Below are 24,979 nucleotides of genomic sequence, written 5' to 3' on the forward strand. Positions count from 1 at the left end.
ATCTTAAAGCAGTGCGGCCGGCTTTTCCCCTTTGTTAACCTGCTTTCCTGTAGTTTTGCGGGTGAAGTTCCTCGCATCGGCGCGCAGGAATGCCAACGGGGTGTAGGCATGATGAGGTCAGCGGCGGTCGAGTCCGCGCCGTCCCGAGCCGAAAGGCGTAACTTTCAGCGCGTCCGTGTGAAGATCTACGGGCGCTTCATGCTGGAGGACCGCACCGAGCATCCGTGCCAGGTGATTGACATGTCGCCGGGCAATGTCGCGCTTCGCACCGATCGCGTCGGCATGCCGGGCGAAAAAGTCATTGCCTATATCGATCATATCGGCCGCATCGAGGGCGTGGTGACGCGCACCTCGCAGGACGGCTTTGCGATGACCGTCATCGCCTCGGATCGCAAGAAGGACAAGCTTGCCGCGCAGCTGACCTGGCTTGCCAACAAGCATGAACTCGATCTTCCGGAAGATCGCCGTCACGAACGCGTGGCGCCGCGCAACCCGACCAGCGTGCTTCAGCTCACCGACGGGCGCCAGTATCAGTGCCGCATCATCGACCTGTCGCTGTCGGGCGCTGCCATTGAGATCGACGTCAAGCCGGCGATCGGCATCCAGGTCATGCTGGGAACCATGCGCGGCCAGGTGGTGCGCCATTTCGAGGATGGCGTCGCCATCGAATTCGCCGTCATCCAGCGACCCGAAACACTCGATTCCGAATTCAACGCGCCGCGCTCCTGAGGCAGCGACATAGCGATCCAGGGGACCGGCCATTGCGGCCGGTTTTTTGTTGACCGGACATCCCGCCAAAGCCTGCCGTCGGCTCCAGCAATCCACACTCACCAGCGCCGTATCGGCGGCGGCGCGGGCACCCGGCTTGGTTAGAAATACCTGAAGAATTTTATACTCAAATAGCTCAAATTTTACGTTTATTCTACTGAGGTTTTACTCAAAATCTACTTCGGGTTTTTGCGTCAAATAAATCCACCCCTGTCATGGTCTTCTCAAACGGGGAGACTGAACAATGAACAAGACGAGGGGCAAGCTGTTGCTTATGGCAATAGCGATGCAGCTTTCCGCTTGGGGAACAGCGGAAGCGGCGCAACCAGCCTTCATGCACACTGGCGGCCGCACCACGCAGCCGGTCGGCCACTATGAGTTCTGCCAGAAGCTTCCGCAGGAATGCACCGAGCGGACGCCGAAGCAGGCGCCGGTCGAACTGACCCGCAAGCTGTGGGCGACGATCGTCAACATCAACAATTCGGTCAACACCCGGATCATCCCGCGCACCGACATGGAGCAGTGGGGCAAGGAAGAGGTCTGGTCCTATCCCGACAATGGCTTCGGCGATTGCGAGGACTATGCGCTGGAGAAGCGCCGCGAGTTGATGAGCGCCGGGGTCCCCGCCGGTAATCTGCTGATGACGGTGGCGCGCCAGCCGAATGGCGACGGACATGCGGTGCTCACCGTTCGCACCAGCCTCGGCGAGTTCATTCTCGACAACCTGGAACCCAGGGTGCTGTCCTGGACCGACACCGACTACACCTACCTGAAGCGCCAATCGGACCAGAATTCGGGCGTTTGGGTGACGATCAACGACGGCCGCGCCGACGCAGTCGCCAGCGTCCGCTAGCACGCCAATGCAGAGGTCAAGCACGCCGCATAATGCGACGTGCCTAACGAGGAAGCCCGGTCGAGTCCCCACCCTCCCCGTCCCCAACGACCGGGTTTTAAGGAGCCGGCCCCGTCCCCGGGCCGGCTCCACCATTTCTGGCGGATGGCAGCGGTGCATCTAAGACGAGCACTGCCAGGAGTATCCGAAGACGCCTTTCCACGCGCGGGAGATCGAGGCACTATAGGCCTGGTTTCGCCTTCTGGATCACCGCCATGTTGGAAATCCCGGAAGATCGCTGCGAGCGCCACCGTCTGTTCAAGGCGATCGACGATGCCTTCAAGGCCGGCGATTTCGAGGGCCTCGGCGCGGCCTTGGGCGGTTCGCCCCGCTGGTTCGACGAACGCATGCCGTTCGAACTCGGCCTTGGCCATCCGCTGGAATATGCTATCTATTGGAGCCCCGTCGGCTTCATTTCGACCTTGCTGGGTGCGGGCTCGGATCCGAATTATCAGGATCACGGCGGGTTTCCGGCAATCATTGCGGCGCTGTCCACCGACCGGGCAGACAGGCTGGAAATCGTCAAGGTGTTGATCGATGGCGGCGCCGACCCCAACATGCGGGGCGTGAACGACTGGACGCCGCTGCACTATGCGGTGGCCATCCGCAGTGTCGATGCAATCCGCCTGCTTTTGGCGGCCGGCGCCGACCCGGCGCTCGAAACCCGCATCGATCACTATACGACAGCCCTCGAGGAAGCCGACAATGCCGGCTTTGAAGACGGCGCGTCCTTGCTACGCAATGCGATGGCCGGGCGCGGCTCCAACAGAAGGTGAGTCGGGAGCAATGAACCGCCGGCGACAAGGATTGGCCAGCCCGGCCTCAGACCTCTTTCAACCCGGCCTTGAACCGCATGCCGTTGGCGACATAGTGCGCCGCCGAGGCGCGCAGCCTCGCGACCGCCGCATCGTCCAGCGTCCGGATCACCCGCGCGGGCGAGCCGACGATCAGCGAATTGTCTGGGAATTCCTTGCCTTCGGTGACCAGCGCGCCGGCACCGACCAGCGAATTCTTGCCGATCCTGGCGCCGTTCAGCACGATGGCGCCCATGCCGATCAGGCTGTTGTCGCCGATCGTGCAGCCATGCAGCAGGGCGCGGTGGCCGATCGTGCAGCCTTGCCCGACGGTCAGCGGGAAACCGGGATCGGTGTGCATCACCGTGTGTTCCTGGACATTGCTGTCGGCGCCGATGACGATCGGCTCGTTGTCGCCGCGGATGACGGCGCCAAACCAGAAGCCGGCGTTGCGGCCGACCCTGATATCGCCGATCAGCGTCGCGTCGGGCGCAATCCAGTTGCTGTCGGCGTCCTCGAAGCTGGGCGTCTTTCCGTCGATCGCATAGGCCGGCATCGTCTGTCTCCGAATCGTCTCACACCGGGAGCTCGATGGAGCCTAGGAGCGTGCCCGCCCAAGACGCAATGGCCATCAGCACGACGCCGAGCGCCAGCGCCCAGGCCACAGCGGTGCAACCGCAAGAAATCAGCGCCAGCGTCGAAATGCGTCCCTGCCGGCGGGCGTCAAGCGCATCGTTGACGAGCATGAACGGCCCCGCGCATGCGGTTGCGGCCAGCGAACGCACGATATGCGACGGCGACACATAGGGCTCGACAAAGGCAAGCCGGCGGCCCGAGATCAGCTCCATCGCCGATCCGACCAGGCCGCAAGCGGTCACGCCGACCGCAAAAGCGAAGAGAGTGAGTTCCACCGGGCTCATCTTTACCTTCCGTTTACCATGAAATCGCACAGTCGCATCCGATACGCGCGCTGCAAGAGCCATGCCGCGCCATGTGTGCCGCCCGAGGACACCTCCAAGGACATCCAGGGGGACAGGCGGCCGAACTTGGGGATTGCGATGAAGCAGGCAGCCACCGCCGATAGTCCGGAGTTCGACATCGTCGATTCCAGGCTGATGAAGCGGGTGTTCTATGCCTTCGCGACGCTGGCAATGCTTTCGGTGGCGATCAGCCTGGGCGGCAAATGGTTCGGCCGTTCGATCGCCATGGCCGGCTATACCGACGACGCGACCATCCACAGGATCGTCATCGGCAACAACGTCATCGCCGTGCCGGCCAATGTCATCCGCTTCGACCAGGCGCGGCGCGACGGCGTCGCCTCGCGCCTCGATCTCTATCTGCGCTATCCCGAGATGGACGGCTACAGCGAAGCCGCCCGCGACGACTTCAACCACACCGGTCAGAGCAAGGACATTATCTTCCTGTCCTTGGAGCCGCAGATGATGTCGCGCGACATGAGCGGCCGCTTCGCGCCGATCTACAGTGCAATGATCGTCCCGCCCGGCGCGCCCGGTCCTGGCGGCACGACGATTTACGCCTTCACCGAAAAATCAGGCTATCTCAACGAGGTGCTCGCGGTCGCCAGCCGGCCCGGCAAGACTCCCTTCGTGGCCCGTTGCCTGAGCGGCCCAAGCGCGGAAGAATCGTTGGCGCCATGCGAGCGCGACATCCAGGTGGGCGACAGCCTCGCCCTCACCTACCGCTTCCCCAAGGAGTTTCTGGACAACTGGCAGGCGCTCGACGCGGCGATCGCCACCAGGGCTGCGCAAGTCCTGAAGACCGCGCATTAGCGGCTCCTTCGTCATCCACGGACGGAGCGGGCGCAAAGCCGCGCGGACCCGAGTATCCCGTGCGGGCGGCGAAGCGATGCAGAATTTTGTTGTTGGAGAGCGGCAGAGGTCGTTTCGGGCCGCTGTACTCCTGCGCCGATGTCGCGGCATGGATCCCAGGGTCTTCGCGACGCCGCTGCGCGGCTGCTTCGCCCTGGGATGACGAAGGCGCGACGGACTGCCGCCAATCGCCGGAATGCCGTCCTGGCTCAGGCCAGATCGATGTCGAGGATCGCCATCGAGAAATTATAGTCGCCGTCATCCTCGTCCTTGAAGACGATGCCGAGGAACTCGTCGCCGACATAGACCTCGGCCGAATCGTCCTTGCGCGGCCGCGCCTTCACTTCGAGTTTGGGATTCTGGAAGACGCGCTTGAAATAGGCGTCCAGCTTTCTGATTTCGTCCGGCTTCAACAGTCTTCTCCGATCGTCGGGCTTGCTGATTTGAACGCGCTTCTGACACGTCGACAATGGCGATGTAAAGGCAAGCCGGGCATATCGCACGGGAACCAGGCCCAGGCGCGTGCAGCCGGATTTCGGCGCCCGCGCCCGGGGAGCCGGAAAATCAGATGTCGAAGCTGACGACGTGGTCCATCGACTGCGACGGCAAAAGCTGGTCCATCTGCCGCGAAGGCTGGTCGCAGCCGGTCTCGCCGACGACGCGGGCCGGCACGCCGGCAACCGTCTTGTTGTGCGGCACCGGTGACAGCACCACCGACCCCGCCGCGATCTTCGAGCAATGGCCGATCTCGATGTTGCCGAGGATCTTGGCGCCGGCGCCGATCAGCACGCCGTAACGGATCTTGGGATGGCGGTCGCCGCCGGCCTTGCCGGTACCGCCCAGCGTCACGCCATGCAGGATCGACACGTCATCCTCGATCACCGCGGTCTCGCCGACGACAAGGCCGGTGGCGTGGTCGATGAAGATACCCTTGCCGATGCGGGCGGCCGGGTTGATGTCGGTCTGGAACACCGAGGATGAGCGGCTCTGCAGATAGAGCGCGAAATCCTTGCGGCCCTGGTTCCACAGCCAATGCGCCAGCCGGTGCGTCTGGATGGCGTGAAACCCCTTGAAGTACAGCACCGGCATGATGAAGCGGTCGCAGGCCGGATCACGGTCGTAATAGGCCTGGATGTCGACGCGCACGGTCGACGACCATTCCTTGTCGTCGGCCAGCATCGACTTGAAGGTCTGGCGGATGAGATCCGAACCGATGTCCTGATGGTCGAGACGCTCGGCCAGCCGGTGGATGACCGCTTCCTCGAGGCTCTCCTGGTTCAGGATCGTCGCATAGAGGAACGCCGCCAGCAGCGGATCGCGGTTGACCGCTTCCATCGCTTCATCGCGGATCGAACGCCAGATCGGATCGACCGGCTGCAATGCGCTGTGTCGGGAAATGCTGATGCTGTTCATCGACGTCTCGTCCTGCGTCCTGCCGGCTTGCCTATTGTCCGGCCGCACATATAAGCCAGATCATAGCATGATTGAACTCAATTTTCCTTAGTGCTTGGTCAAATGGATTTGGTTCACGGAAATTCAAGCCGCCATGGAAAACGAACCCTTGATCGACGCGCCACTGAAGCACGAGCTTTCCGCGCTCTACCGGGCCGAGGGCCGCCACTATCACAACCTCGCCCATATCGAGGCGATGCTGGCACTGGTCGCCGACTATCGCGCATTGCTGCACGACCCCGAGGCGGTCGAAGCGGCGATCTGGTTCCACGACGCCATCTATGACAGCCGGGCCAAGGACAACGAGGCCAGGAGTGCCGCACTGGCGGCGGAAAAACTCGCCGGTCGCACCAATGCGGAGCGATTGGATCAGATCGTGGCGATGATCGTGGCCACCGCAACGCATGAATTGCCCGGCCTTGCCGACAAGGAAGCCGACCGCGACGCTGCTCTCTTCCTCGATATGGACCTGTCGATCCTGGGAGCCTCACCGGAAGCCTTCGACGCCTACGAACAGGCGGTCCGCCGCGAATATGGCTGGGTGGAGGAGCCGATGTGGCGCGCAGGCCGTGGCGCGGTTCTGAAGACTTTCCTCGCTCGCCCGCGCATCTTCCACACCGAGGAGTTCCAACAGCGGTTCGAGCCCCAGGCCAGGCAAAACATGGCGCGGTCGCTCGAAGCGCTCAAGTCCTAATCCGAAACGTCTCCATGCGCTGGGCATACTTCCTGAACCCGGCGCAACAGTATGCGTTGACGGGTTAGCGAGAAGGCGCTCGAACTCGCCCACAGGCAGGCGCCAGCATGACGGAGCGTTTGCCGAGCCTGCCTGTCGCGACGACGCCCGGCAGAGCCTCCGTACGTCTTCCCCATTGTGCCACTGTTTCCCACCCCTCGCCGGTCGCCCAATCCCCGTCACCCAAAACTGCGCAGCGGTTCAGAGCGGATTTTCGGCATAAAACTCAAGCACCCGCTGCTTGAAGGCCTTGTCCCCGACAGCCAGCATGTGGTCGCGGCCCTCGATGTGAAAGGCTCTGGCGTTGGGCATCAGCGCCGCCAGTTCTTCCGGCGAGCCGCCAATGTCGTCCCTGGTGCCGACAGCAATCAGCGTCGGCTGGGCGATGCGCGCCATGTCGTCCTCGCTCAACAACTCCCGCGACTTGGCGATACAGGCGGCCAGCGCCAGGCGGTCGCTGCGTGTCTGGTCGGCGAAGGCGCGAAACGAGCGGCCGCGCGGATGGCTGGTGGCATCGGGATCGTCGGCAAGAAGGGCTGCGGCAATCGGATCCCAGTCGCCGACGCCATCGACCATGCCGATGCCGAGCCCACCGAAGACCAGTGTCGCCACCTTGTCCGGATCGGACAGCGCCAGAAACGCCGAAATGCGCGCGCCCATCGAATAGCCCATGACATGAGCCCGCTCGATGCCGAGATGGTTGAGCAGAGCCGCTCCGTCCGACGCCATTTTGGCCGGCGTGTAATCAGCCTCGTCATAGCTTTTCGACGAGGCGCCATGGCCGCGATTGTCGAAGGCGATGGCGCGGTAGCCGGCATCGTTCAGCGTCTTGAACCAGCCGGGCGACACCCAGTTGACGTAGTGGCTCGAGGCAAAGCCGTGGATCATCAGCACCGGGTCGCCCCGGCCCGAGGCCGGCTGACGATCGAGGAAGGCAAGGTCGAAACCATCATGGGAGAAAAACTGCATCAGTGGCCAGCCCGTTCAGCCGCCGACGCTCGGCGCATCGCCCTTGTCCGCCGGCGGCTTGCCAGGCCCGGACGCAGTGCCGATTGCCGGGTGGCGCAGCAGGTCGTTGTACTCGATGCCGTCCCTTGCGGCGGTGCCCGCCTTGAGTTCGAGCACGAAGCGTACCGGCAGGCCGGACGAGACGATCGCCTCGGATTGCGGTTCGCCTTTCTTGATCGCCCGGATCCTGCCGTCCTGGCCGACGAAGATCAGGTCGAGCGGCATCGGCGTGTTCTTCATCCAGAAGTTCACTTGCCCGACAGTCTCGAACACGAACAGCATGCCATGATCGTCGGCCATGTCCTCGCGGAACATCAAACCGGCCTCGCGCTCGGCGCCGGTATCGGCGACTTCGATGGAGAAGGAGCGTTCGCCGCCTTTCGTCACCGCAACCAAGGGGCTGGGATCGACCGGCAGGATCATCGCCCGGCTGTCGGCGGCACTTGGTTCCTGCGAATAGAAATAGGCGCCGGTGGCGGCGGCAACGGCAATCACGGCGCAGATCGCACCCGCAGTCAGCCAGATCCTGTTAGCCATTCAAAGTCCTCTGCCGGGCATCGCCCTAATGCGAGACCGGCAAGGTTCCCATATCGGGGTGAATTTCGGCAGCCATAAGGCCTTTGTCGCCGCGTCCGAAGCGAACCAGTACGACCTGACCCGGTCTGAGCTCGGTGATGCCGTAGCGGCGCAGCGTCTCCATATGGACGAAAATATCCTCGGTGCCCTCGCCCCTGGTCAGGAAGCCGAACCCCTTGGTGCGGTTGAACCACTTGACCAGCGCCCGTTCGAGCCCGCTTTCCGGCGTCACCGAAATGTGGGTGCGCGGCTCCTGCATCTCGGCCGGATGAATCGCCGTGGTGACATCCATCGACAGCACGCGGAACGCCTGCAATCCGCGGTCGCCCTGCTTGACGAGACAAACGACCCGCGCGCCTTCCAATGCAGTCTGGAAGCCGTCCTTTCGAAGACATGTCACATGGAGGAGGATGTCGCCCGAAGAGCCGTCATCCGGAAGAATGAAACCGTAGCCCTTGGCCACGTCGAACCATTTGATGGCGCCGGCGATTTCAACGAGATCGGCAGCGTCGCCGCTAGCGTCTCGATTCAAGGCGTCGTCAAGGCTCTCGTCCCGCCCCATGAAAGAGGCCTTTTCCCCCATAAGAATGCCCCCTTTTTTCAAGAACACCGCAACTGATTCTTGACATTAGATTAACACCGCGGCTTCCGGTCTGTGCAAGACCTGCCGTGCCTTTTTTCACGGTTCAATACAGGAATACCTGATTTGTTGTTTGCCGGCGCCACTGGCGGCCAGAACGGCGGCCTCCCAAACCGGACCACGCTGGCGTTCTGCCTTTTGCTTGAGCACCGGATTTTTCCCGAAACCGGCCGCCGCTTTTCGGTCCGCGATTGCCCTTTGGCCGGGTGGCCCCTATGTTCCGCCGCGACGCAACATCCCGAGGAAACCACATGCGCTATCTCCACACCATGGTCCGTGTCGCCGATGTCGATGCTTCGCTCGATTTCTACTGCAACAAGCTTGGTCTCAAGGAAGTGCGCCGCTACGAAAACGAGCAGGGCCGCTTCACGCTGATCTTCCTCGCCGCCTCCGAAGATGAGCAAAGCGGCATTGCCGACAAGGCGCCGCTGATCGAACTGACCTACAATTGGGATCCGGAGGACTACAAGGGCGGCCGCAATTTCGGCCACCTCGCCTATGAGGTCGACGACATCTACGCTACCTGCCAACACCTGATGGACAATGGCGTCGTCATCAACCGGCCGCCGCGCGACGGCAACATGGCCTTCGTCAAGTCGCCGGATGGCATCTCGTTCGAGCTGTTGCAGAAGGGACCGGCCAAGCCCAAGGCCGAACCCTGGGCCTCGATGCCCAACACCGGCACCTGGTAGCGATCACGCCATTTTGAACGTAGGCGGCCGAGCGACAAGCCGGCCGCCTTTGCGTTTCGAGTGACGACACCTATCTACGCGGTCATCGCGCCAAGCCGACAGCCAGCGCCCAGAACGAGAGAGTTCATCCATGCCGTCCAGCCATGTCGATGTCGCCACCGAGCACGCCAGCCGCTACCTGCAGCGGTTGTGCAAGCATTGGGCGCACAAATTTCCCGTCGAGTTCAACCCGACCCACGGCACCATCGACCTGACGTCGCTGGGACGCACCGTCATGGATGCCGATGCAAGTGCGTTGCACATCACGGTGTCGACGGATGAAGGCGGATCGCTGGAGCGCCTGGAAAGTGTCGTTGCCGATCACATCAAGCGCTTCGCCTTCCGCGAGGAACTGACCTTCGACTGGAAACGCACCCAGGCGGCTTGAGCGGCGGTCAGCCGCCGGCCTTGCCGGCCAGCCCCAGCAGCGCCAGCACCGAACGCCAGTTGCGCGCGGTGCCGGGCACTTTCAGCGTGCGCGGGATCAGCCCGGCGAACACGGATTTGCCGAGCCCGTCCGGTGCATGCAGGTACAGCACATCGCCCTTGATCTCGAAGCGTTCAGGACCGATGCACTTTTCCGCCAGCCGTGCGATCTCGTCGGCAGTCGGCTCGCGTTCCAGCACGTAGGCGTGGAGTTTGGTGTGTTCCGCGGCCACTTCGGGATAGGGGTTTTCGCTCACCAGCCGCTCGAACCATGAGAGATCGCGCACCATGATGCGCGAGTGAAATCCCCATTGCTTCTCGAAGGCTGCTTCGATCTGCTTCGTCAGAGTGGCTGCATCGCCCTTCGATGACCGGAAAACGGCGTTGCCGCTCTGCACATAGGTGGCGACGTCGGAAAAGCCGAGTTTCTCGAAAAGCGCCCGCAGCTCCGCCATCTTGACGATGCGGTTGCCGCCGACATTGATGCCGGAAAACAGCGCGACGAAGATTTTTCCCTTCCCGCTCATATGATGAACCCGGCCAAGGTCTCATTGTCGGTGATGTCCTGATACTGGACGCCCTCGGCCTCGAAATTCGCCTTGAGCAGATCGAAATTGCGACGGTCCTTGGTCTCGATGCCGATCAGCACCGAACCGAAATTGCGCGCCGATTTCTTCAGATATTCGAAGCGGGCAATGTCGTCGTCAGGCCCCAGCATGTCGAGGAAGTCGCGCAGCGCGCCCGGCCGCTGCGGAAAGCGGATGATGAAGTACTTCTTCAAGCCCTCGAAGCGCAGCGCCCTTTCCTTGACGTCCGGCAGCCGCTCGAAATCGAAATTGCCGCCCGAAACCACGGCGACGATGGTCTTGCCCCTGATCTCCTTCTTCGAGAAATCCTTGAGCGCATCGATCGTCAGCGCGCCGGCCGGTTCGAGCACCACGCCTTCGACATTCAACATCTCGATCATCGTCGCGCAGAGCCGGTTTTCCGGGATCAGCCGCACAGCGTCCGCGGCAAACTCCTTGAGGTGCCGCAACGGCTCGCGGCCGATCTCGGCCACCGCCGCGCCATCGACGAAATTGTCGACCTTGGCGAGCTTGATCCGCTTTCCCGCCGACAGGCTCTCCCGCAGGCTCGGCGCGCCGGCCGGTTCGCAGAAGACGAAGCGCGCGTCACGGCCCTGGTCGGCGAAATAATGGGTCACACCGGCGGCCAGACCGCCGCCGCCGACCGGCAGCATGATGATGTCTGGCATGCGCGCGCCCGGCATCTGGTCGGCGATTTCAAAGGCGACGGTCGCCTGCCCCTCGATGATGTCCTTGTGATCGAAAGGCGGCACCATATGCGCGCCCGTCGTTTCGGTGAATTCGAAGGCGGCGCGGTAGCAGTCGTCGAAAAAGTCGCCGACCAGCCTGACCTCGATGAATTCACCGCCGAACAGCCGCGTCTTGTCGATCTTCTGCTGCGGCGTCGTCACCGGCATGAACACCACGCCCTTTTTGCCGAAATGCCGGCAAACGAAGGCAAAACCCTGGGCATGATTACCGGCCGAGGCGCAGACGAACAGCTCGGCGTCGTTGCCGGCGGCAAGCGCCTTGCGAAAGAAGGTGAAGGCGCCGCGGATCTTGTAGGAGCGCACCGGCGTCAGGTCCTCGCGCTTCAACAGCACCCGCGCGCCGGTCTTCTTCGACAGATAGTCGTTTTCCTGCAGCGGTGTTTCGGGAAAGATCTGCCGGATTGCAGCAGTGGCGGCAGCGACACGAGAAGAGAAACTGTTCATGGCAAGATCCCGGATCGCCTGTGCGCGAGTTTGATCCCCGCCTATTGCATATCCGGCCCCGCAAAGCCATTGTCCCGCGGACTACCCGCCCCTGCCGCGGGGCATTCCCAGAAACCTTGCAAGCACTTGAAGGCGTTTGTTCATGCCTGTCGCATCGGTTGCCCTGAAAACCATGTCGTTGCCGGAATTTGGCGAGCCGACGCTGATGCCTCTGGTTGCGCGCACCACCTACCAGGCGCGCATCGACGCGCTGGTAGCACGCGGCACCGCTTTGGGTTTCGAGGCCTTCGCCATCTATGGCGACCGCGAGCACGCAGCCAATGTCGCCTATCTCTGCGGCTACGATCCCCGTTTCGAGGAGACGCTGCTGGTCATCATTCCGGGCAAGCAGCCGAAACTTCTGGTCGGCAATGAGGGCTGGAGCTATGCCGAGATCTGCGACGGCCCTTACGAGCGCATCCTCTACCAGACTTTTTCGCTGCCGGCGCAGCCACGCGACCGCTCGGCGGCACTCCCCGACATCCTTGCCACTTGCGGTCTGAAAGCCGGCCAGCGTATCGGCGCCATCGGCTGGAAGCCGTTTGGCCCCGGCGATGCCGGCTTTGGCGAAACGGCGCTCGACCTGCCTTCCTTCATCGCCGACACGCTGCGCACGCTAGCAGGCGACAAGGGCGCGGTCCTGAACGCGGCCAACCTGCTGATGAACCCCGCCGACGGCCTGCGCGCCATCAACGAGGCCGACCAACTGGCTGCGTTCGAATTCGCCGCGACCTTTTCCTCGCAAGGCCTGCGCAACGTGCTTGGCGGCATCGAACCCGGCATGACCGAATTGCAGGCCGCGAAGCTGATGGGCATGAACGGCCTGCCGCAATGCTGCCATCCGATGCTGTCGGCAGGCGAGCGCGCCGCCTATGGCTTGCCCAGCCCTCGCCTCGACATCATCAGGCGCGGCGACCCGATCACCATGGCCTATGGCCTCCAGGGCTCGCTCAACGCCCGCGCCGGTTTTCTGGCCGAGAGCGCTGCCGACCTTCCGCAAGGCATACGTGACTATGTCGAAAAACTGGTCGCGCCGTATTTCAGTGCCGTTGTCGACTGGTATGAAACTGTCGGCATCGGCGTTGCCGGCGGCGCGCTGTGGCAAGCGGTGCACGACCGCATCGGCGATCCGTTCTTCGGCGTTTCGCTCAACCCCGGCCATCTCGTCCATATCGACGAATGGATGCATTCGCCGATTTTTGCTGGCTCCGACATCCCCCTGAAATCGGGCATGGCGCTGCAGGTCGACATCATTCCGGCGACCGGCACGGACTATTTCACCACCAACATCGAAGACGGCATCGCCCTCGCCGACCAGGCGTTGCGCGAAGAGATCGCCGCGCGCTATCCCGAGGCCTGGCGCCGCATCGAGGCGCGTCGCGCCTTTATGAGCGACGTGCTCGGCATCCGGCTCAAGCCAGAGGTGCTGCCCTTCTCGAACATACCGGCGTTCCTGCCGCCATTTTGGCTTTCGCGCCACAGTGCGATGGCTGTCGCCAGACGCTGACCCCATTTCGGGTGGACACGACTTACTTCCGCCGCACTCTACCTGTCCGGGAGGTGTCGCGGGGGGTGGATGGGCCTTTTGGCCTCAAAGTGAATTCTAAATGAATTCATCTTTCGATTGGAATGTCTAAGTGCCTATGAAGAAGATCCTTACCGTTGTCCTTGCCTTGCTCGTTGCCGGCTGTGCCAGCAATCAGACCCAGGAACTCCTCGGCAGCACCATGGTGTCCGCGCCGGTGACGGAAATCGCCGGCAATCACTCGATCTTCATCGCCACGACGCGCAAGCACTCCGACGATCCCAACAAGGTTTTCGACGGCGAGCGCTCGGCGACGCTCAATTATGCTCGCGTCACCGTCACCGTTCCGGGCATCCACCAGACCGGCCAGATCGAGCGGCGTTCCCGCGGCAAGTCGGACGACCCGGCGAAATACTTCATGGCTTCCGAGGTCGTCGGCTACGACGCCCAGCCGAAATTCTCCAGCGCGCTCAGCGCCGACATCGCGGCGCGCGGCGGCCGCGTCATGGTTTTTGTCCACGGTTACAACACCGGCTTCGATGACGCCGTCTATCGCGTCACCCAGATCGTCCACGATTCCGGCTACCCCGGCACGCCGGTGCTGTTTTCCTGGGCATCGGGCGCCCGGACCACCGACTATGTCTATGACAAGGAAAGCGCCAGCGTCGCCCGCGATCAGCTGGAAGTGACGCTGCGCATGCTGCAGCAGTCGGGCGCGCGGCGCATCGACATCGTCGCCCATTCGCTTGGGACCTGGGTCACCATGGAAACGCTGCGCCAGCTCGCCATCACGGGCGACCGCGATCTCGGCGGCAAGCTCGGTGACGTGGTGCTGGCATCGCCCGACATCGATGTCGACGTGTTCAAGAGCCAGATGCGGCGCTACGGCAAGCCGGATAAACCATTCATCCTGCTGCTCTCCGACGACGATCGGGCGCTCAGGCTCTCCGGCCTGATCGCCGGCTCGCGGCCGCGCGTCGGCGACTACAAGGACGCCGCCGACCTCGCCGCCTATGGCGTCACGGTCGTCGACCTCTCCAAGGTCAAGGGAACCGACAGCTTCAATCACACCAAGTTCGCCGACAATCCCGAACTGGTGAAGATGATTGGCCAGCGGCTGCGCGAGGATGACGGTTTTGCCAGCGACCAGACGGTGACAGAGCGTATCGTCCAGCTCGGCCAATAGGTGCGGCCGCAGCGGCCGCGCCTGTTCACGATTGCCGCGCCATCTGATCAGTTTGAACTGGACCGGGCCGGCCTCTCGCTCTATCGACATAGAAAAGGCGTCATGCGCCAGCGGGAGCTCGCGTAACCGTGCGTTCGAAGACTGTCCTCGTCCTTGCCTTCGCGCTCGCCGTCACCGGCTGCGCCAACCAGAACACGCACGACCTTCTCAACAAGACGACGATCACCGCACCCGCCTCGGACATTGCGGCGACGCATGAGATCTTCGTCGCCACCACCCGCCAGCAGGCGACCAAAGACCCGCGCCAGGTGTTCGACGGCGATCGCTCGCTGACCACCAGCTACGCCCGCGTCGACGTGACCGTCCCCAAGGTCCATCAGGTCGGCGCCATCGAGCGGGCCAAGGGGTCCGCCAACAGCAATCCGGCCAAGGACTTCACCGCGACCGGCGTCACCCACTACGAAGACGCCCCGCAATTCGCCAATGCGGTCGGCGCCGACATCGCCATGCGTGGCGACCGCGCGCTGGTTTTCGTGCATGGCTTCAACAACGGTTTCGACGACGGCATCTACCGGCTGACGCAGATCGCGCACGACACCAAATATCCCGGTACGCCGGTGCTGTTCTCCTGGGCGTCAAGCGGCAAGGCCAGCGGTTATATCTACGACAAGGAAAGCGCCAACGCCGCGCGCGACGACCTCGAAGCGACGCTCAGGATGCTCGCCAAGACCCGGGTCAAGAGCATCGACATCATCGCCCATTCGATGGGAACCTGGGTGACGATGGAAGCACTGCGCCAGCTCGCCATCACCGGCGACCGCGATCTTGGCGGCAAGCTCGGCTATGTCATCCTGGCGTCGCCGGATATCGACGTCGACGTGTTCAAGAAGCAGATGATCCGCTACGGCAAGCCCAATAAGCCGTTCGCTGTCCTGCTTTCCGCCGACGATCGGGCTCTCAAGCTCTCTTCCCTGATCTCAGGCGACAAGCCGCGCGTCGGCGACTACGGCAATGCGGCCGACCTCGCCAGCTACGGTGTATCGGTGGTCGACCTCAGCCAGACCAAGGGCGGCGACCGGCTGAACCACGCCAAGTTCGCCGACAACCCGATTCTCGTGCAATTGCTCGGCGACCGGCTGCGCACGCCGGCTGGCCTGGCATCGGACGAAGCCGATGCGGGGCAGCCGATCAACAATCTAGGCCAGGGCCTCGGCAAGGCCGTCGGCTCCGTCGCCGAGATCGTCATCACCACGCCGTTCAAGGTGCTGACCATCGCCACCGGCGGATAGCCAAAGAGACCTCAGACAAACCGGACGTCAAACGAACAGGTCGACCTTCTGGAAAGTCGTCACGTCGATCAGGCCGACATCGGAAATCCTCAGCTCCGGGATGACGACCAGCGCCAGCAGCGAGTGCTGCATGTAGGCGTTGTTGAGCGAACAGCCCATCTTGCGCATCGCCTCGGTGAGTTTCTCCGCCTTGGCCGCGACGATTTCCGCCCGCTCGTCCGACATCAGCCCGGCGATCGGCATTTCGACCAGCGCCAGTTCCTTGCCCTTGGAAAACAGCACCACGCCGCCGCCGACCTCGCCCAGCCGGTTCACGGCCAATGCCATGTCCTGCTTGTTGGTGCCGACGACGATGATGTGGTGGCTGTCATGCGCCACACTCGACGCCATGGCGCAGTCGCCCATATAGCCGAAGCCGGAAACGAAGGCGTTGGTGACGCCGCCCGTGCCTTTGTGGCGCTCGACCAGCGCGATCTGGCAGACGTCGTTGCGGCGATCCATGGCGACCAGCCCGTCTTCCACCGCAAGATCGGCCTCCAGCGCGCGCGTCGGCGCCTGGTTCTCGATCACGCCGATGACCCGCACCCGCACCTCATTGGCGCCCTTGGGCGCCGCGATATCGAAATCGCCGGACTTGAGCTTCTTGCCGAGCTTGACGGTGTTCTTGGCTGTCTTCGGATAGTTGTAAGCCGGAATGTCGATGTCGAGCTTGCCGCCCTTGGCCAGCCTGACGCCGCGCGCATAGACTTCGTCGATGGTCATCTCGGCCAGATCGGAAACGATCAGCAGATCGGCGAGCCGGCCCGGCGCGATCGAACCGATCTCGCGCTCCAGCTTGAAATGCTGGGCGGTGTTGAGCGTCGCCATCTGGATCGCTGTCACCGGTTTCAGCCCCTGTTGAATGGCGTGCCGCACCACCCGGTCCATATGGCCTTCATGGACCAGCGTGCCGGAATGGCTGTCGTCGGTGCACAGGATGAAGTTGCGCGGGTCGAGCCCGCTCTCGGTCACCGCCTTGATCTGCGAGGCCACATCGTACCAGGCCGAGCCCAGCCGCAGCATCGCCTTCATGCCCTGGCGCACGCGGGCAATCGCGTCTTCGGCTCGTGTGCCCTCATGGTCGTCTTCCGGCCCGCCGGCGACATAGCCGTGGAACGGCAGGCCGAGATCGCGCGAGGCATAGTGCCCGCCGACCGTCTTGCCGGCTCTCACCGTCGCGGCGATCTCGCCCGACATGACCGGATCGTTGGCGACGACGCCGGGGAAATTCATCACCTCGCCAAGGCCGATGATGTTTTCCCAGGTCATAGCTTCAGCGACATCGGCAACAGTCAGTTCGGCGCCGGCATGCTCCAGCCCCGGCGCCGAGGGCACGCAGGACGGCATCTGCACATGCACGTTGACCGGCATGGCGACGGCTTCGTCATGCATCAGCCGCACGCCAGGCAGTCCCAGCACATTGGCGATCTCGTGCGGGTCGATGAACATCGAGGTGGTGCCGTGCGGGATCACCGCGCGGCAGAACTCGGTCACCGTCACCATGCCGCTCTCGACATGCATGTGCGCATCGCACAGGCCCGGCACCAGATAGCGGCCGCCGGCATCGACCACCTTGGTGCCCTGGCCGATGGCGTGACCGGCATTCGGCCCGCAATAGGCAAAGCGGCCGCCGGCAATGGCAATGTCGGTGCCGGCGATGATCTCGCCCGAATGGACGTTGACCCAGCGCCCGTTGCGGATGACCAGATCGGCAGGCTTGCGGCCCATCGCGACATCGACCAGATGCGTCGCCATCTCGGTCCACGGTTTGGGTTTCGTCACCTGCGCGGTCTTGGCCATGAAGAGACTCCTGTTTGCGCAACTGTGCCAAGCCGACGCGGTTTTGACCAGCGATTGCGTGACGCCAATCCGCCTGCGAAGGCTACTTCGCCTTCACGTCGACCGTGACCTTTGCGTCTCCGGACGAGATCCGTTCGGCCAGGCGCCTGAGTTCACCCTTGGCGAATGTGCCGCTGACCATGATCTCACCGCCAAGGATCGGCTCGACCAGCCGCGGCGACATCACCACGGCGCCGTCGATGCTGAGATCGATGATGTTTCCGACATTCGCCCTGGTGAAGGCAGCAAATGCCCGTTTGCTGTCCGGCGTCAGCTTGAGGTTGAGCGCCACCTGCCCCGGCGCCGGGTCGCGCACGACATTCGCCTTGGCGATGGCAAGCGTCAGCGGCTTGGCCATCGCCAGCCCGCAGGCAAGCAGCACGATGGCGAGGCCGGCGATCAGGCGAAACAGGGCGGGCATCCGGTTTTTACCTTGCAAGCCGCCGATCTTGCACGGCGGCGCTCCCGCGACAATGCCGCCATTGCCGCGGCAGGGCGTAAACCATGGCAACCCAAGATATCGGCCCCGGTCGAAATAGGATTCCGTTTTGCGGCAAATCGGGTTACCTTCAACCAGAAGTGTCATTCTGGAACCGACGTTCGGGAAACTCGATGCATCGCCTGACGCTCGCAAGTGCCGGTTTTCTAACCGCTTTGGCCGCGCCGGCTTTCGCCGCCGATCCAATGACCGACCTGCCGATGACAGCACCCGGCTTCGACTGGACCGGCTACTACGCCGGCCTGCAGGCCGGCTATGGCTGGGGCCAATCCGACATATCGGTGACGGAAGGCGCGCCGTTTTCCATCGCGCCCAGCATTGACGGCGGTTTCGTCGGCGGCCATGTCGCCGGCCTCTGGCAGTTCGATCAGGCGGTGCTCGGCGCCGTGGCCGACCTCAACTATTCCACGATCGACGGCACGGCGGTATCGGGCCTGGGCAGCACCTTTGGCACCGACATCAAGTGGTTCGGGTCGGTCAACGCCAAGGCCGGCTTCGCCATGAACCGCCTGCTGGTCTACGGCATTGGCGGCATCGCTTTCGCCGGCATCGAAACGTCGCAAGTCGCGGGCGCGGCATTCGCCAGCACACGCACGAATCTCGGCTGGACCGTGGGTGCCGGCGTCGACTACGCGCTGACCGACAAGTTCATCGTCGGCGCGCAATATCGCTACTACGATTTCGGCTCCGAGCACTATGACGTTGCGGCCCCCTTCAACGATCGCGATCAGAACGTGAAGCTGAACACGGTCGGCATCAACCTGAGCTACAAGTTCTGAGCGCCGCAGGGTTCAGCCATCGCCACAGGCTTTTGTTCTAATACGCGAAAAAGGCCGTGCGATCACTGGTGCGGTCGGCGGCAATCGAACCCGTACGATCAGGGAAAAGCATCGTCGACATCTTACGCGGACGCATCGGACAACCCTGGCTGCGGCCCGACAGTCTGTTGGGGTGGGTTCGACTGACCGTCGGGCCTGACCGGCTTGGGGCTCTCGTTGGGGGGCAAGCCGGCTAAAACCGAACGTAATATTAGCAACCATGCAACAAAACCCTGTTCGGACGTTTTCCCCCGCTAATGGCTGGGCAGCTTTGATACTTGCGCAATCGCTAAAATAATGAAAGCTTTAGCTTGGGGCCCGTTGGGGAACGGGAAGCGGATTGGGGCAATGTATTTTCCGCAGTTTCTAGTGGGAATGCTGACGACGACGGGCGTCGTCGGAGCTTGGGCCTATGCGGCCACAGGATCAATCTGGAAGGCTGTCGCGTGGGGCATCATCGCCGCGGTTTTGTTGCAGGTCGGGTACTTCTTGCTCGTGTTCAGGCTTGTCTATGGGCGGCGAGACACCAAGCAGGCGGTGGAAGAGACCACTGCGGACACAACCAAACAAGCTGTCGTTCCGAATCGACCGCTGCATAGAGACGGTCGCAAAAAAGGGCTGACTTAAGTCGAATCGAGCCTGCCCCAGTACCCGGCAATAGCCAGCAGGCTAAATCCAACCGCTGTTTATCGCCTGGCTGCGATCACTTCCCTGCGCCCCGGACGACGCACGAGGCCTTGCTTCGACGGTTAAGCACATCCCCGGCAAGTGTGCGTCGTTCATCTGAAGCAACGGGACTGGGGCGGCGGCAGCGCCGGACCGATGGTCCTAAACGATGAGCTGTTGGGTCCGGCAGCCTTTGGGGAGGGACCGCCTCAGGCCGCCGGACCTCACCGGCGGTTAGCACACCGGCTGAACCTACATGCGCCTGGACTGACGGCCAGTCAGCATCTCCAATAGGCCTAGGAGAGCAATAAACTGCCCATTGCCCTTACAACTCTTGGCGTAACTGTCGGAGGAAAGGCGCCGGCCAAGCCTGACGCGCCATCAAGCATTTTCATGCTCGTGATGCGAGAGGCTAGCCACAAGAGCGATGCGGCAGGCGGTTATCTCTCAAATTCAGCATGGTGCGGACGCCGGGAATCGAACCCGGATAGCCGTAGCTGAGGGATTTTAAGTCCCTTGCGTCTACCAATTCCGCCACGTCCGCGTGGCCGCCACTGGTAATAGAGCCAGACAGGATTGCAAGCCTGCTCTGGCGGCGGCGGCCTCCCGGCGTTCGACAACTTTGCCGTCCTTGACCCGGTTTATCCCCCGCGAGGTCGCTCCAGTCGCATCAGCCGGCAATTCCGTCGCCACTATGCATAGCGGCGAAGCTGTACGGTGCGGAGCCAAAAGCAAGGTTCTCACCCCGCCTTCGCGCGAGCCAACAGCGCTTGCGCGTCCGCCATTTCGGAACGACCAATGACAATAACGATAGACAAAAACGCCAGCTGGCGCGACATCGCGCAAGTGAGCGAAGGCGAATCCCTGGCACTCAGTCCGGCAGCGTGGGAGAGGATCGCTTTTGCAAACCAGATCGTTGCTTCCATCGTCGAGAAAGGCATCCGCGCCTATGGCATCAATACCGGGGTCGGCGCGTTGGCAAGCAAGGTCGTGGCGCCTGCCCTGCAAAAGAAACTGTCGCGCAACATCATTCGCAGTCACGCTTGCGGCGTCGGGGACCTGGTGCCAAGACGCGGCGTGCGCGCCATCATTGCCGCCCAAGTGGCAAATTTCGCGCATGGCCATTCGGGCGTAAGCCCTCAGATCGTTCGCAATCTGCTCACCTTTATCGAGCGCGACTGCATTCCCGACGTGCCATCCAGGGGATCGGCCGGCTATCTGACGCACAACGCGCATGTAGCGCTGGTGTTGATCGGCGAAGGCAGTGCAACCGTGGCGGGCCGCTCCATGAGCGGGCTCGAGGCCCTCGCTGAAATGGGACTGGAGCCCTTGGAGCTTGGAGCGAAAGAGGGCCTCAGTCTCGTCAATGGCACGGCATGCGCGACCGGCCTGACAAGCATCGCCGTGCAACGCGCGGAGCGTTTGCTGGGTTGGGCTGACGCCGCGGCAGCTTTGACGCTTGAAGCCGCCGGCGCACAAATGCCGGCCTTTGGCGAAGCCATCCTGGCGATGAGGCCCTCACCCGGCATCCAGGACGTGGGCAGATCGGTGCGTGCCTGGCTTCGCGGCAGCGAGCTTATCGCGCTTGCCCACGGCAGTCGCACGCAGGACGCCCTCAGCCTTCGAGCGGTACCGCATGTTCATGGCGCCGCCCGGGAGGTGTTGGATCGATCCGCCGAGCTGGTTGACCGTGAATTGGCTGCCGTCACCGACAATCCCGCTGTATTCGGATCGTTGGACGATCCCCAGGTTGTTTCGGAGGCGCATGCGGTGGCGCCCGCGCTCGGGCAGGCCGCAGACGGCTTGACGATTGCCCTGGCGCAGGTGGCTGGAATGAGCGAGCGGCGGATCGACCGTCTCGTCAATCCACTTGTCAACAATCTGCCGCCCTTCCTTGCCGATGAGGACGGCAGCAATTCCGGCTTCATGATTGCCCAATACACCGCCACGTCGCTGAGCAACGTCAATCGGCGCCTGGCCGCCCCGGCGGCGACCGACGGGGGCGTCACATCCGGCCTGCAAGAGGACTTTCTGGCCCACCCAACCGTCGCGGCCAACAAGCTGCTGGCGGTTATCGACAACGCTGAATACATTTTGGCAATCGAACTCATGGCGGCCGCGCAGGCCCATGATTTTTTGGCTGAACGCGGTGCACGTGCACCTGGTACCGACGCCATCTACCGACTGGTCCGGGAAAATATCGCTCACTATTCCGACGATCGGCCTTTGTCGGGGGATATGGAAGAATTGCGCAACTTCATCCGCGAAGTGGACGTGCCAATCTGTCCGCAGCCTACCGAGTGAGGCACCTGCCCGCCGAGCTTCGAGCGGTTCGGCCTTCATCGGGCATAGCTCCAAGTGCTGGATCAGAATAATCGTCTTGGCGTCGACGAACCGGCCGCATTCAGCTTTGACGTAGGTTTTCGACCTAACCGGCCCCGGCGAGTTCGTCAGTGCCGACGCCATGGCGCGAGACGGTCACCGAGCGCGTTTGCCTCAGCGAACCTGGCCAGCGCTTGTTCGACCTTCTCCGCTGAGGCGTCAGTGCGCTCAATGTGGTGGACCACTTGGTGCCTCAGCATCGCAAGCCTTGCAGCGCGATGCATGTCGCCGTTGCGCTGGATCTTAAGATTGAACGTCGGGAGCATCGCTGGCTCCGGGTCAATTCATGCTGGCGGGATCAATCTTCGTGAGGCGCTTTCTGGCCTCTAGGACGCGCCGTTGCGCGGACCTTATCGTGCTGCAGAGCGCGAGGTTGACGGCTACACCACAATTCTCGTCCAGCATTTCTTCCGCGCTTTCGAGGGCGAGTTTGGCCCGGCTAATGCGCTGTCTTGCTCTAGCGAGTTCCAGCGCCAGAATATCGGCCGCCATCCCGCGACCGTGGGGGTCCAATCTGTTCATCATGGGTTGCTAACACATGGCGGAGCGGTTCGTTCCCTTTTTACGTTGGTGCTGCGGCGGCTCGCCGCATGCTCTCAAGCGGGGAGCAGGTGCATTGGCGCCCTGTCTCGCAAGTCTTTGCAGCAATCAGTCCTCCGGCGCAGGAATCGGGTTCAGCTTCAAATGCTGGATCAAGATGATCGTCTTGGCGTCGATGATGCGGCCGTCTGAGATGCCGGCCAGCGCGTCGTCGAGCGACATTTCCAGAACCTCGATGTCCTCGCCCTCGTCGGCCGCGCCGCCACCGGCCGAAATGCGGTCGGCAGGCGTGTAGCGGGCGATGAAGAACCAAAGCCGCTCGGTCACGCTGCCTGGGCTCATATAGGGAGCAAACAGCCGTTCGACGCTCTTCAGACGGTAGCCGAGTTCTTCCTCCGCCTCCTTGCGGATGGCGGTCTCCGGGTCGTTTTCGTCGAGCAGGCCGGCGCAGGCCTCGATCAGCGGTTCGCGATGGCCGGTGACGTAAGCGGGGTAGCGGAACTGCCGCACCAAAAGCACCGTCGAGCGCGCCGGATCGTAAGGCAGGATCACCGCGCCGTCGCCGCGATCGTATGTCTGGCGGATTTGCGTCTCCCACTGCCCGTCACGCCGGCGATAGTCGAGGACGGTCTTTTTCAGAACCGCCCAGTCATCGGAAAGGACTTCCTCCGAACGGATGCGAATGCGATCTTCCATGGTGAACTCCTCGGCATGGGCGGCAAGGCGTAGCCGCGAACCGCTGTTTCCGCAATCCGGCCAGCGATTGGTCCAGAAGTGCGTTTCACCGCCTCGTGTCTGGTGCCGGCAGCCGCCATTGCCTAGATAACAACATCCTTCCCGGAGTTTTCTGATGACCACATCGCTTTTCCAGCCGATCACGCTTGATGGCCTGACCTTTCAAAACCGCATCGCGGTGGCGCCGATGTGCCAGTATTCCGCCGACGACGGCTCGGCCAGCGACTGGCACCTCTATCACTGGATGAACCTGGCAATGTCAGGCGCCGGCATGGTCACCGTCGAGATGACCGACGTCGAACGGCGCGGGCGCATCACCCATGGTTGCCTCGGTCTTTATTCCGACGACAACGAGGCGGCGGCCCGGCGCACGCTGGATGCAGCCAGGCGGGTCGCCGCTCCGGCCACGAAATTCGGCATCCAGCTTGCCCATGCCGGCCGAAAAGCCTCCAACCGAAAGCCCTGGGAAGGCGGCGGACCGCTGCAACCAAGCGAAGACCCCTGGCAGACCGTCTCGGCCTCGGCCATTGCCTACGACACCGGCTGGAACGTGCCGCACGCGCTGGAGGAGGAAGAGATCCTGCAGCTCATCGAGCGCTTTGCTCAAGCCGCAAGGCGGGCTGAACGAGCCGGATTCGACTTCCTCGAGCTGCACGCCGCCCACGGCTATCTGGTCTTCCAGTTCCTGTCGCCGCTCTCCAACCAGCGCACCGACCGCTGGGGCGGCTCGCTGGAAAACCGGATGCGCTTTGTCACCGAGATCGCCAAGGCGGTGCGCAAGGCCGTCCCCGACCTGATGCTCGGCGCCCGCCTGTCGGTGAAGGACTGGGTCGATGGCGGTTTTGATATCGAGGACGCGATCGAAGTGGCCAAGGCGCTGAAGGAAATTGGCATCGCCTATATCTGCTGTTCGAGCGGCGGCAATTCGCCCTTGCAGAAGCTGCCGACCGGCCCCGGCTACCAGGTGCATCTGGCGGAAGCGGTGCGCAAGGGCGCCGGCATTCCGACACGCGCCGTCGGACTGATCGACGATCCCAGGCAGGCCGAGGCGATCGTCGCCGATGGCCGCGCCGACATGGTGGCGCTCGCCCGCGCCTTCCTCGCTGATCCGCGCTGGGGGTGGCGCGCCGCCGCCACTTTCGACGAAAAAATTCACCCGGCTCCGCAATTGGCCCGCTCGGTGACGACAATGCAGCATTGGATGAAGGCGGCGGGCTGACCGGCCCGTTCTCCTGATGCCGGCGCGGCGCCGCTTATAGTTCTGGACGGTTTGCGCTCGCTTCAATTTTGTCCGCAAACTGTTACGCTGGGTGAGGCTGCGGCGGGCGCGGCCAAGGCTTGGGAGGAAATCATGTCATTCAAGGCATTCTTGCCGGTTGCAGCCCTGACAGCCGTGGCCGGACTTTGGATTGGCGCATCAACACCGGCCGGCGCACAGTACTGCGAAGGCACCGTGCACGGCCTCTCCAGCCACTACAATCTGGCGACGGGAAGCGGTTTTCTTGCCGTGCGGGCACGGCCGAATTCGTCGTCGCGCATGATCGGGCAATTGTTCAACGGCGATCATACCGAGATCTTCGACCGCCGCGGAAACTGGTACCAGGTCGAAATCGGTGGCGGCACCGGTTGGGCGAACGCGCGCTGGCTGCGCAACGATTGCGGCTACTGAGACGCTGTTTCGAAAGTCGCTCCGGCGAGTCATATGGCCGCCGAAGCAGAGTTTCCAAACAGGCTCTGAGACGTTTGGGCGCAGGCTGACGGCCACTTTTGCAACCAAATTGGCTGTTTTGCGT

General features: G+C 62.9%; 27 protein-coding genes and 1 tRNA gene. 15 read left to right on the top strand and 13 right to left on the bottom strand.

What is annotated here, in order from left to right; all coding sequences use genetic code 11:
- Positions 1-111: 111 nt before the first annotated feature.
- From AC1DXN_RS26995 to AC1DXN_RS27005, 3 genes are all read left to right on the top strand, one after another.
- Positions 112-729 carry a PilZ domain-containing protein gene (locus AC1DXN_RS26995; RefSeq protein WP_477249105.1) on the top strand — a complete coding sequence of 206 codons (618 nt, stop codon included), beginning with the start codon at positions 112-114 and terminating at the stop codon, positions 727-729.
- A gap of 283 nt (positions 730-1,012) precedes the next feature.
- Complete coding sequence (locus AC1DXN_RS27000) at positions 1,013-1,621, top strand: transglutaminase-like cysteine peptidase (protein WP_477249026.1); 609 nt, start codon at positions 1,013-1,015, stop codon at positions 1,619-1,621.
- 254 nt (positions 1,622-1,875) lie between these two features.
- Positions 1,876-2,436, top strand: a complete 561-nt coding sequence (locus AC1DXN_RS27005) for an ankyrin repeat domain-containing protein (protein WP_477277373.1) — start codon at positions 1,876-1,878, stop codon at positions 2,434-2,436.
- A gap of 46 nt (positions 2,437-2,482) precedes the next feature.
- Here AC1DXN_RS27005 and AC1DXN_RS27010 read toward each other — a convergent pair whose 3' ends face one another.
- Positions 2,483-3,010, bottom strand: coding sequence for a gamma carbonic anhydrase family protein (locus tag AC1DXN_RS27010; protein WP_477277371.1), 528 nt, complete (start codon positions 3,008-3,010; stop codon positions 2,483-2,485).
- Between the two features lie 19 nt (positions 3,011-3,029).
- Positions 3,030-3,374 carry a DUF6949 family protein gene (locus AC1DXN_RS27015; RefSeq protein ID WP_477277369.1) on the bottom strand — a complete coding sequence of 115 codons (345 nt, stop codon included), beginning with the start codon at positions 3,372-3,374 and terminating at the stop codon, positions 3,030-3,032.
- 138 nt (positions 3,375-3,512) lie between these two features.
- Here AC1DXN_RS27015 and AC1DXN_RS27020 point away from each other — a divergent pair, with 138 nt between their 5' ends.
- Entirely contained in the window at positions 3,513-4,244 is a 732-nt protein-coding gene (locus AC1DXN_RS27020; protein WP_477277367.1) for a hypothetical protein, read from the top strand.
- 248 nt (positions 4,245-4,492) lie between these two features.
- On the opposite strand, the gene AC1DXN_RS27025 is transcribed toward AC1DXN_RS27020, so the two are convergent.
- Together AC1DXN_RS27025 and cysE are read right to left on the bottom strand one after the other, a co-directional pair.
- The gene (locus tag AC1DXN_RS27025) at positions 4,493-4,696 is read right to left on the bottom strand and encodes a DUF3126 family protein (RefSeq protein ID WP_013531334.1); all 204 of its coding nucleotides are present in this window, start codon (positions 4,694-4,696) and stop codon (positions 4,493-4,495) included.
- Between the two features lie 151 nt (positions 4,697-4,847).
- Positions 4,848-5,696: a serine O-acetyltransferase gene (gene cysE, locus AC1DXN_RS27030; protein ID WP_477249039.1), complete on the bottom strand. Its 849-nt coding sequence runs from the start codon at positions 5,694-5,696 to the stop codon at positions 4,848-4,850.
- A gap of 133 nt (positions 5,697-5,829) precedes the next feature.
- Between cysE and AC1DXN_RS27035 the strand changes: the two genes are divergently transcribed.
- The gene (locus tag AC1DXN_RS27035; RefSeq protein WP_477277365.1) at positions 5,830-6,429 is read left to right on the top strand and encodes an HD domain-containing protein; all 600 of its coding nucleotides are present in this window, start codon (positions 5,830-5,832) and stop codon (positions 6,427-6,429) included.
- Between the two features lie 240 nt (positions 6,430-6,669).
- Here the strand turns inward: AC1DXN_RS27035 and AC1DXN_RS27040 are convergent, their stop codons facing one another.
- Genes AC1DXN_RS27040 through AC1DXN_RS27050 form a run of 3 tightly spaced genes read right to left on the bottom strand, consistent with a single transcriptional unit; the run spans position 6,670 to position 8,635 of the window.
- Positions 6,670-7,437 carry an alpha/beta fold hydrolase gene (locus AC1DXN_RS27040; protein ID WP_477277363.1) on the bottom strand — a complete coding sequence of 256 codons (768 nt, stop codon included), beginning with the start codon at positions 7,435-7,437 and terminating at the stop codon, positions 6,670-6,672.
- 15 nt (positions 7,438-7,452) lie between these two features.
- Positions 7,453-8,013, bottom strand: a complete 561-nt coding sequence (locus AC1DXN_RS27045) for a DUF192 domain-containing protein (protein ID WP_477277361.1) — start codon at positions 8,011-8,013, stop codon at positions 7,453-7,455.
- A gap of 25 nt (positions 8,014-8,038) precedes the next feature.
- On the bottom strand, positions 8,039-8,635 hold the full coding sequence (locus AC1DXN_RS27050) for a cold-shock protein (RefSeq protein WP_477249047.1): 597 nt from the start codon (positions 8,633-8,635) through the stop codon (positions 8,039-8,041).
- A gap of 308 nt (positions 8,636-8,943) precedes the next feature.
- On the opposite strand from AC1DXN_RS27050, the gene AC1DXN_RS27055 reads away from it, so the two are divergent.
- Both AC1DXN_RS27055 and AC1DXN_RS27060 read left to right on the top strand, forming a co-directional pair.
- Positions 8,944-9,384, top strand: coding sequence for a VOC family protein (locus AC1DXN_RS27055; RefSeq protein ID WP_352439918.1), 441 nt, complete (start codon positions 8,944-8,946; stop codon positions 9,382-9,384).
- A 130-nt stretch (positions 9,385-9,514) separates the two neighbouring features.
- Complete coding sequence (locus AC1DXN_RS27060; RefSeq protein WP_477277359.1) at positions 9,515-9,811, top strand: DUF2218 domain-containing protein; 297 nt, start codon at positions 9,515-9,517, stop codon at positions 9,809-9,811.
- 7 nt (positions 9,812-9,818) lie between these two features.
- Here AC1DXN_RS27060 and AC1DXN_RS27065 read toward each other — a convergent pair whose 3' ends face one another.
- Positions 9,819-10,376 (bottom strand): DUF1697 domain-containing protein, encoded by a 558-nt coding sequence (locus AC1DXN_RS27065; RefSeq protein ID WP_477249052.1) that lies wholly within the window; start codon positions 10,374-10,376, stop codon positions 9,819-9,821.
- On the bottom strand, positions 10,373-11,629 hold the full coding sequence (gene ilvA / locus AC1DXN_RS27070; RefSeq protein ID WP_477277357.1) for a threonine ammonia-lyase IlvA: 1,257 nt from the start codon (positions 11,627-11,629) through the stop codon (positions 10,373-10,375). Before ilvA ends, AC1DXN_RS27065 begins: the two co-directional genes overlap by 4 nt.
- Before the next feature lie 142 nt (positions 11,630-11,771).
- On the opposite strand from ilvA, the gene AC1DXN_RS27075 reads away from it, so the two are divergent.
- The 3 genes from AC1DXN_RS27075 to AC1DXN_RS27085 all read left to right on the top strand — a co-directional run bounded on the left by AC1DXN_RS27075 (position 11,772) and on the right by AC1DXN_RS27085 (position 15,668).
- Positions 11,772-13,175, top strand: coding sequence for an aminopeptidase P family N-terminal domain-containing protein (locus tag AC1DXN_RS27075; RefSeq protein ID WP_477277355.1), 1,404 nt, complete (start codon positions 11,772-11,774; stop codon positions 13,173-13,175).
- Between the two features lie 136 nt (positions 13,176-13,311).
- Positions 13,312-14,379, top strand: a complete 1,068-nt coding sequence (locus tag AC1DXN_RS27080) for an alpha/beta hydrolase (RefSeq protein WP_477249107.1) — start codon at positions 13,312-13,314, stop codon at positions 14,377-14,379.
- Between the two features lie 128 nt (positions 14,380-14,507).
- Positions 14,508-15,668 (top strand): alpha/beta hydrolase, encoded by a 1,161-nt coding sequence (locus tag AC1DXN_RS27085; RefSeq protein ID WP_477277353.1) that lies wholly within the window; start codon positions 14,508-14,510, stop codon positions 15,666-15,668.
- Positions 15,669-15,695: 27 nt separating this feature from the next.
- Here AC1DXN_RS27085 and ade read toward each other — a convergent pair whose 3' ends face one another.
- Both ade and AC1DXN_RS27095 read right to left on the bottom strand, forming a co-directional pair.
- Entirely contained in the window at positions 15,696-17,507 is a 1,812-nt protein-coding gene (gene ade / locus AC1DXN_RS27090; protein WP_477249066.1) for an adenine deaminase, read from the bottom strand.
- 82 nt (positions 17,508-17,589) lie between these two features.
- The gene (locus tag AC1DXN_RS27095; protein ID WP_477277351.1) at positions 17,590-17,967 is read right to left on the bottom strand and encodes a SecDF P1 head subdomain-containing protein; all 378 of its coding nucleotides are present in this window, start codon (positions 17,965-17,967) and stop codon (positions 17,590-17,592) included.
- A 191-nt stretch (positions 17,968-18,158) separates the two neighbouring features.
- On the opposite strand from AC1DXN_RS27095, the gene AC1DXN_RS27100 reads away from it, so the two are divergent.
- Both AC1DXN_RS27100 and AC1DXN_RS27105 read left to right on the top strand, forming a co-directional pair.
- Positions 18,159-18,824, top strand: coding sequence for an outer membrane protein (locus AC1DXN_RS27100; protein WP_477277349.1), 666 nt, complete (start codon positions 18,159-18,161; stop codon positions 18,822-18,824).
- 387 nt (positions 18,825-19,211) lie between these two features.
- Positions 19,212-19,490 (top strand): hypothetical protein, encoded by a 279-nt coding sequence (locus AC1DXN_RS27105; protein WP_477277347.1) that lies wholly within the window; start codon positions 19,212-19,214, stop codon positions 19,488-19,490.
- A gap of 498 nt (positions 19,491-19,988) precedes the next feature.
- Here the strand turns inward: AC1DXN_RS27105 and AC1DXN_RS27110 are convergent.
- Positions 19,989-20,073, bottom strand: a tRNA-Leu gene (locus AC1DXN_RS27110).
- Positions 20,074-20,327: 254 nt separating this feature from the next.
- Here AC1DXN_RS27110 and AC1DXN_RS27115 point away from each other — a divergent pair.
- Positions 20,328-21,833: an HAL/PAL/TAL family ammonia-lyase gene (locus AC1DXN_RS27115; RefSeq protein WP_477277346.1), complete on the top strand. Its 1,506-nt coding sequence runs from the start codon at positions 20,328-20,330 to the stop codon at positions 21,831-21,833.
- A 726-nt stretch (positions 21,834-22,559) separates the two neighbouring features.
- Here AC1DXN_RS27115 and AC1DXN_RS27120 read toward each other — a convergent pair.
- Entirely contained in the window at positions 22,560-23,147 is a 588-nt protein-coding gene (locus AC1DXN_RS27120) for an NUDIX domain-containing protein (RefSeq protein ID WP_477277344.1), read from the bottom strand.
- 154 nt (positions 23,148-23,301) lie between these two features.
- Here AC1DXN_RS27120 and AC1DXN_RS27125 point away from each other — a divergent pair, with 154 nt between their 5' ends.
- Positions 23,302-24,405, top strand: coding sequence for an NADH:flavin oxidoreductase/NADH oxidase (locus AC1DXN_RS27125; RefSeq protein ID WP_477277341.1), 1,104 nt, complete (start codon positions 23,302-23,304; stop codon positions 24,403-24,405).
- A gap of 132 nt (positions 24,406-24,537) precedes the next feature.
- Entirely contained in the window at positions 24,538-24,855 is a 318-nt protein-coding gene (locus AC1DXN_RS27130) for an SH3 domain-containing protein (protein WP_477277339.1), read from the top strand.
- The last annotated feature ends 124 nt before the right edge of the window (positions 24,856-24,979 follow it).

Source organism: Mesorhizobium sp. P2_H9, assembly GCF_056403215.1.

What these genes read in the sequence shown, in the direction of transcription:
- AC1DXN_RS27095 (WP_477277351.1), bottom strand. Translation starts at nt 17,967, where the DNA reads ATGCCCGCCCTGTTTCGCCTGATCGCCGGCCTCGCCATCGTGCTGCTT.
- AC1DXN_RS26995 (WP_477249105.1), top strand. Translation starts at nt 112, where the DNA reads ATGAGGTCAGCGGCGGTCGAGTCCGCGCCGTCCCGAGCCGAAAGGCGT.
- AC1DXN_RS27075 (WP_477277355.1), top strand. Translation starts at nt 11,772, where the DNA reads ATGCCTGTCGCATCGGTTGCCCTGAAAACCATGTCGTTGCCGGAATTT.
- AC1DXN_RS27120 (WP_477277344.1), bottom strand. Translation starts at nt 23,147, where the DNA reads ATGGAAGATCGCATTCGCATCCGTTCGGAGGAAGTCCTTTCCGATGAC.
- AC1DXN_RS27045 (WP_477277361.1), bottom strand. Translation starts at nt 8,013, where the DNA reads ATGGCTAACAGGATCTGGCTGACTGCGGGTGCGATCTGCGCCGTGATT.
- AC1DXN_RS27035 (WP_477277365.1), top strand. Translation starts at nt 5,830, where the DNA reads ATGGAAAACGAACCCTTGATCGACGCGCCACTGAAGCACGAGCTTTCC.
- AC1DXN_RS27055 (WP_352439918.1), top strand. Translation starts at nt 8,944, where the DNA reads ATGCGCTATCTCCACACCATGGTCCGTGTCGCCGATGTCGATGCTTCG.
- AC1DXN_RS27050 (WP_477249047.1), bottom strand. Translation starts at nt 8,635, where the DNA reads ATGGGGGAAAAGGCCTCTTTCATGGGGCGGGACGAGAGCCTTGACGAC.
- AC1DXN_RS27040 (WP_477277363.1), bottom strand. Translation starts at nt 7,437, where the DNA reads ATGCAGTTTTTCTCCCATGATGGTTTCGACCTTGCCTTCCTCGATCGT.
- AC1DXN_RS27020 (WP_477277367.1), top strand. Translation starts at nt 3,513, where the DNA reads ATGAAGCAGGCAGCCACCGCCGATAGTCCGGAGTTCGACATCGTCGAT.
- AC1DXN_RS27080 (WP_477249107.1), top strand. Translation starts at nt 13,312, where the DNA reads ATGAAGAAGATCCTTACCGTTGTCCTTGCCTTGCTCGTTGCCGGCTGT.
- AC1DXN_RS27125 (WP_477277341.1), top strand. Translation starts at nt 23,302, where the DNA reads ATGACCACATCGCTTTTCCAGCCGATCACGCTTGATGGCCTGACCTTT.
- AC1DXN_RS27010 (WP_477277371.1), bottom strand. Translation starts at nt 3,010, where the DNA reads ATGCCGGCCTATGCGATCGACGGAAAGACGCCCAGCTTCGAGGACGCC.
- AC1DXN_RS27060 (WP_477277359.1), top strand. Translation starts at nt 9,515, where the DNA reads ATGCCGTCCAGCCATGTCGATGTCGCCACCGAGCACGCCAGCCGCTAC.
- AC1DXN_RS27100 (WP_477277349.1), top strand. Translation starts at nt 18,159, where the DNA reads ATGCATCGCCTGACGCTCGCAAGTGCCGGTTTTCTAACCGCTTTGGCC.
- AC1DXN_RS27015 (WP_477277369.1), bottom strand. Translation starts at nt 3,374, where the DNA reads ATGAGCCCGGTGGAACTCACTCTCTTCGCTTTTGCGGTCGGCGTGACC.
- AC1DXN_RS27105 (WP_477277347.1), top strand. Translation starts at nt 19,212, where the DNA reads ATGTATTTTCCGCAGTTTCTAGTGGGAATGCTGACGACGACGGGCGTC.
- AC1DXN_RS27005 (WP_477277373.1), top strand. Translation starts at nt 1,876, where the DNA reads ATGTTGGAAATCCCGGAAGATCGCTGCGAGCGCCACCGTCTGTTCAAG.
- AC1DXN_RS27115 (WP_477277346.1), top strand. Translation starts at nt 20,328, where the DNA reads ATGACAATAACGATAGACAAAAACGCCAGCTGGCGCGACATCGCGCAA.
- cysE (WP_477249039.1), bottom strand. Translation starts at nt 5,696, where the DNA reads ATGAACAGCATCAGCATTTCCCGACACAGCGCATTGCAGCCGGTCGAT.
- AC1DXN_RS27065 (WP_477249052.1), bottom strand. Translation starts at nt 10,376, where the DNA reads ATGAGCGGGAAGGGAAAAATCTTCGTCGCGCTGTTTTCCGGCATCAAT.
- ilvA (WP_477277357.1), bottom strand. Translation starts at nt 11,629, where the DNA reads ATGAACAGTTTCTCTTCTCGTGTCGCTGCCGCCACTGCTGCAATCCGG.
- AC1DXN_RS27130 (WP_477277339.1), top strand. Translation starts at nt 24,538, where the DNA reads ATGTCATTCAAGGCATTCTTGCCGGTTGCAGCCCTGACAGCCGTGGCC.
- ade (WP_477249066.1), bottom strand. Translation starts at nt 17,507, where the DNA reads ATGGCCAAGACCGCGCAGGTGACGAAACCCAAACCGTGGACCGAGATG.
- AC1DXN_RS27000 (WP_477249026.1), top strand. Translation starts at nt 1,013, where the DNA reads ATGAACAAGACGAGGGGCAAGCTGTTGCTTATGGCAATAGCGATGCAG.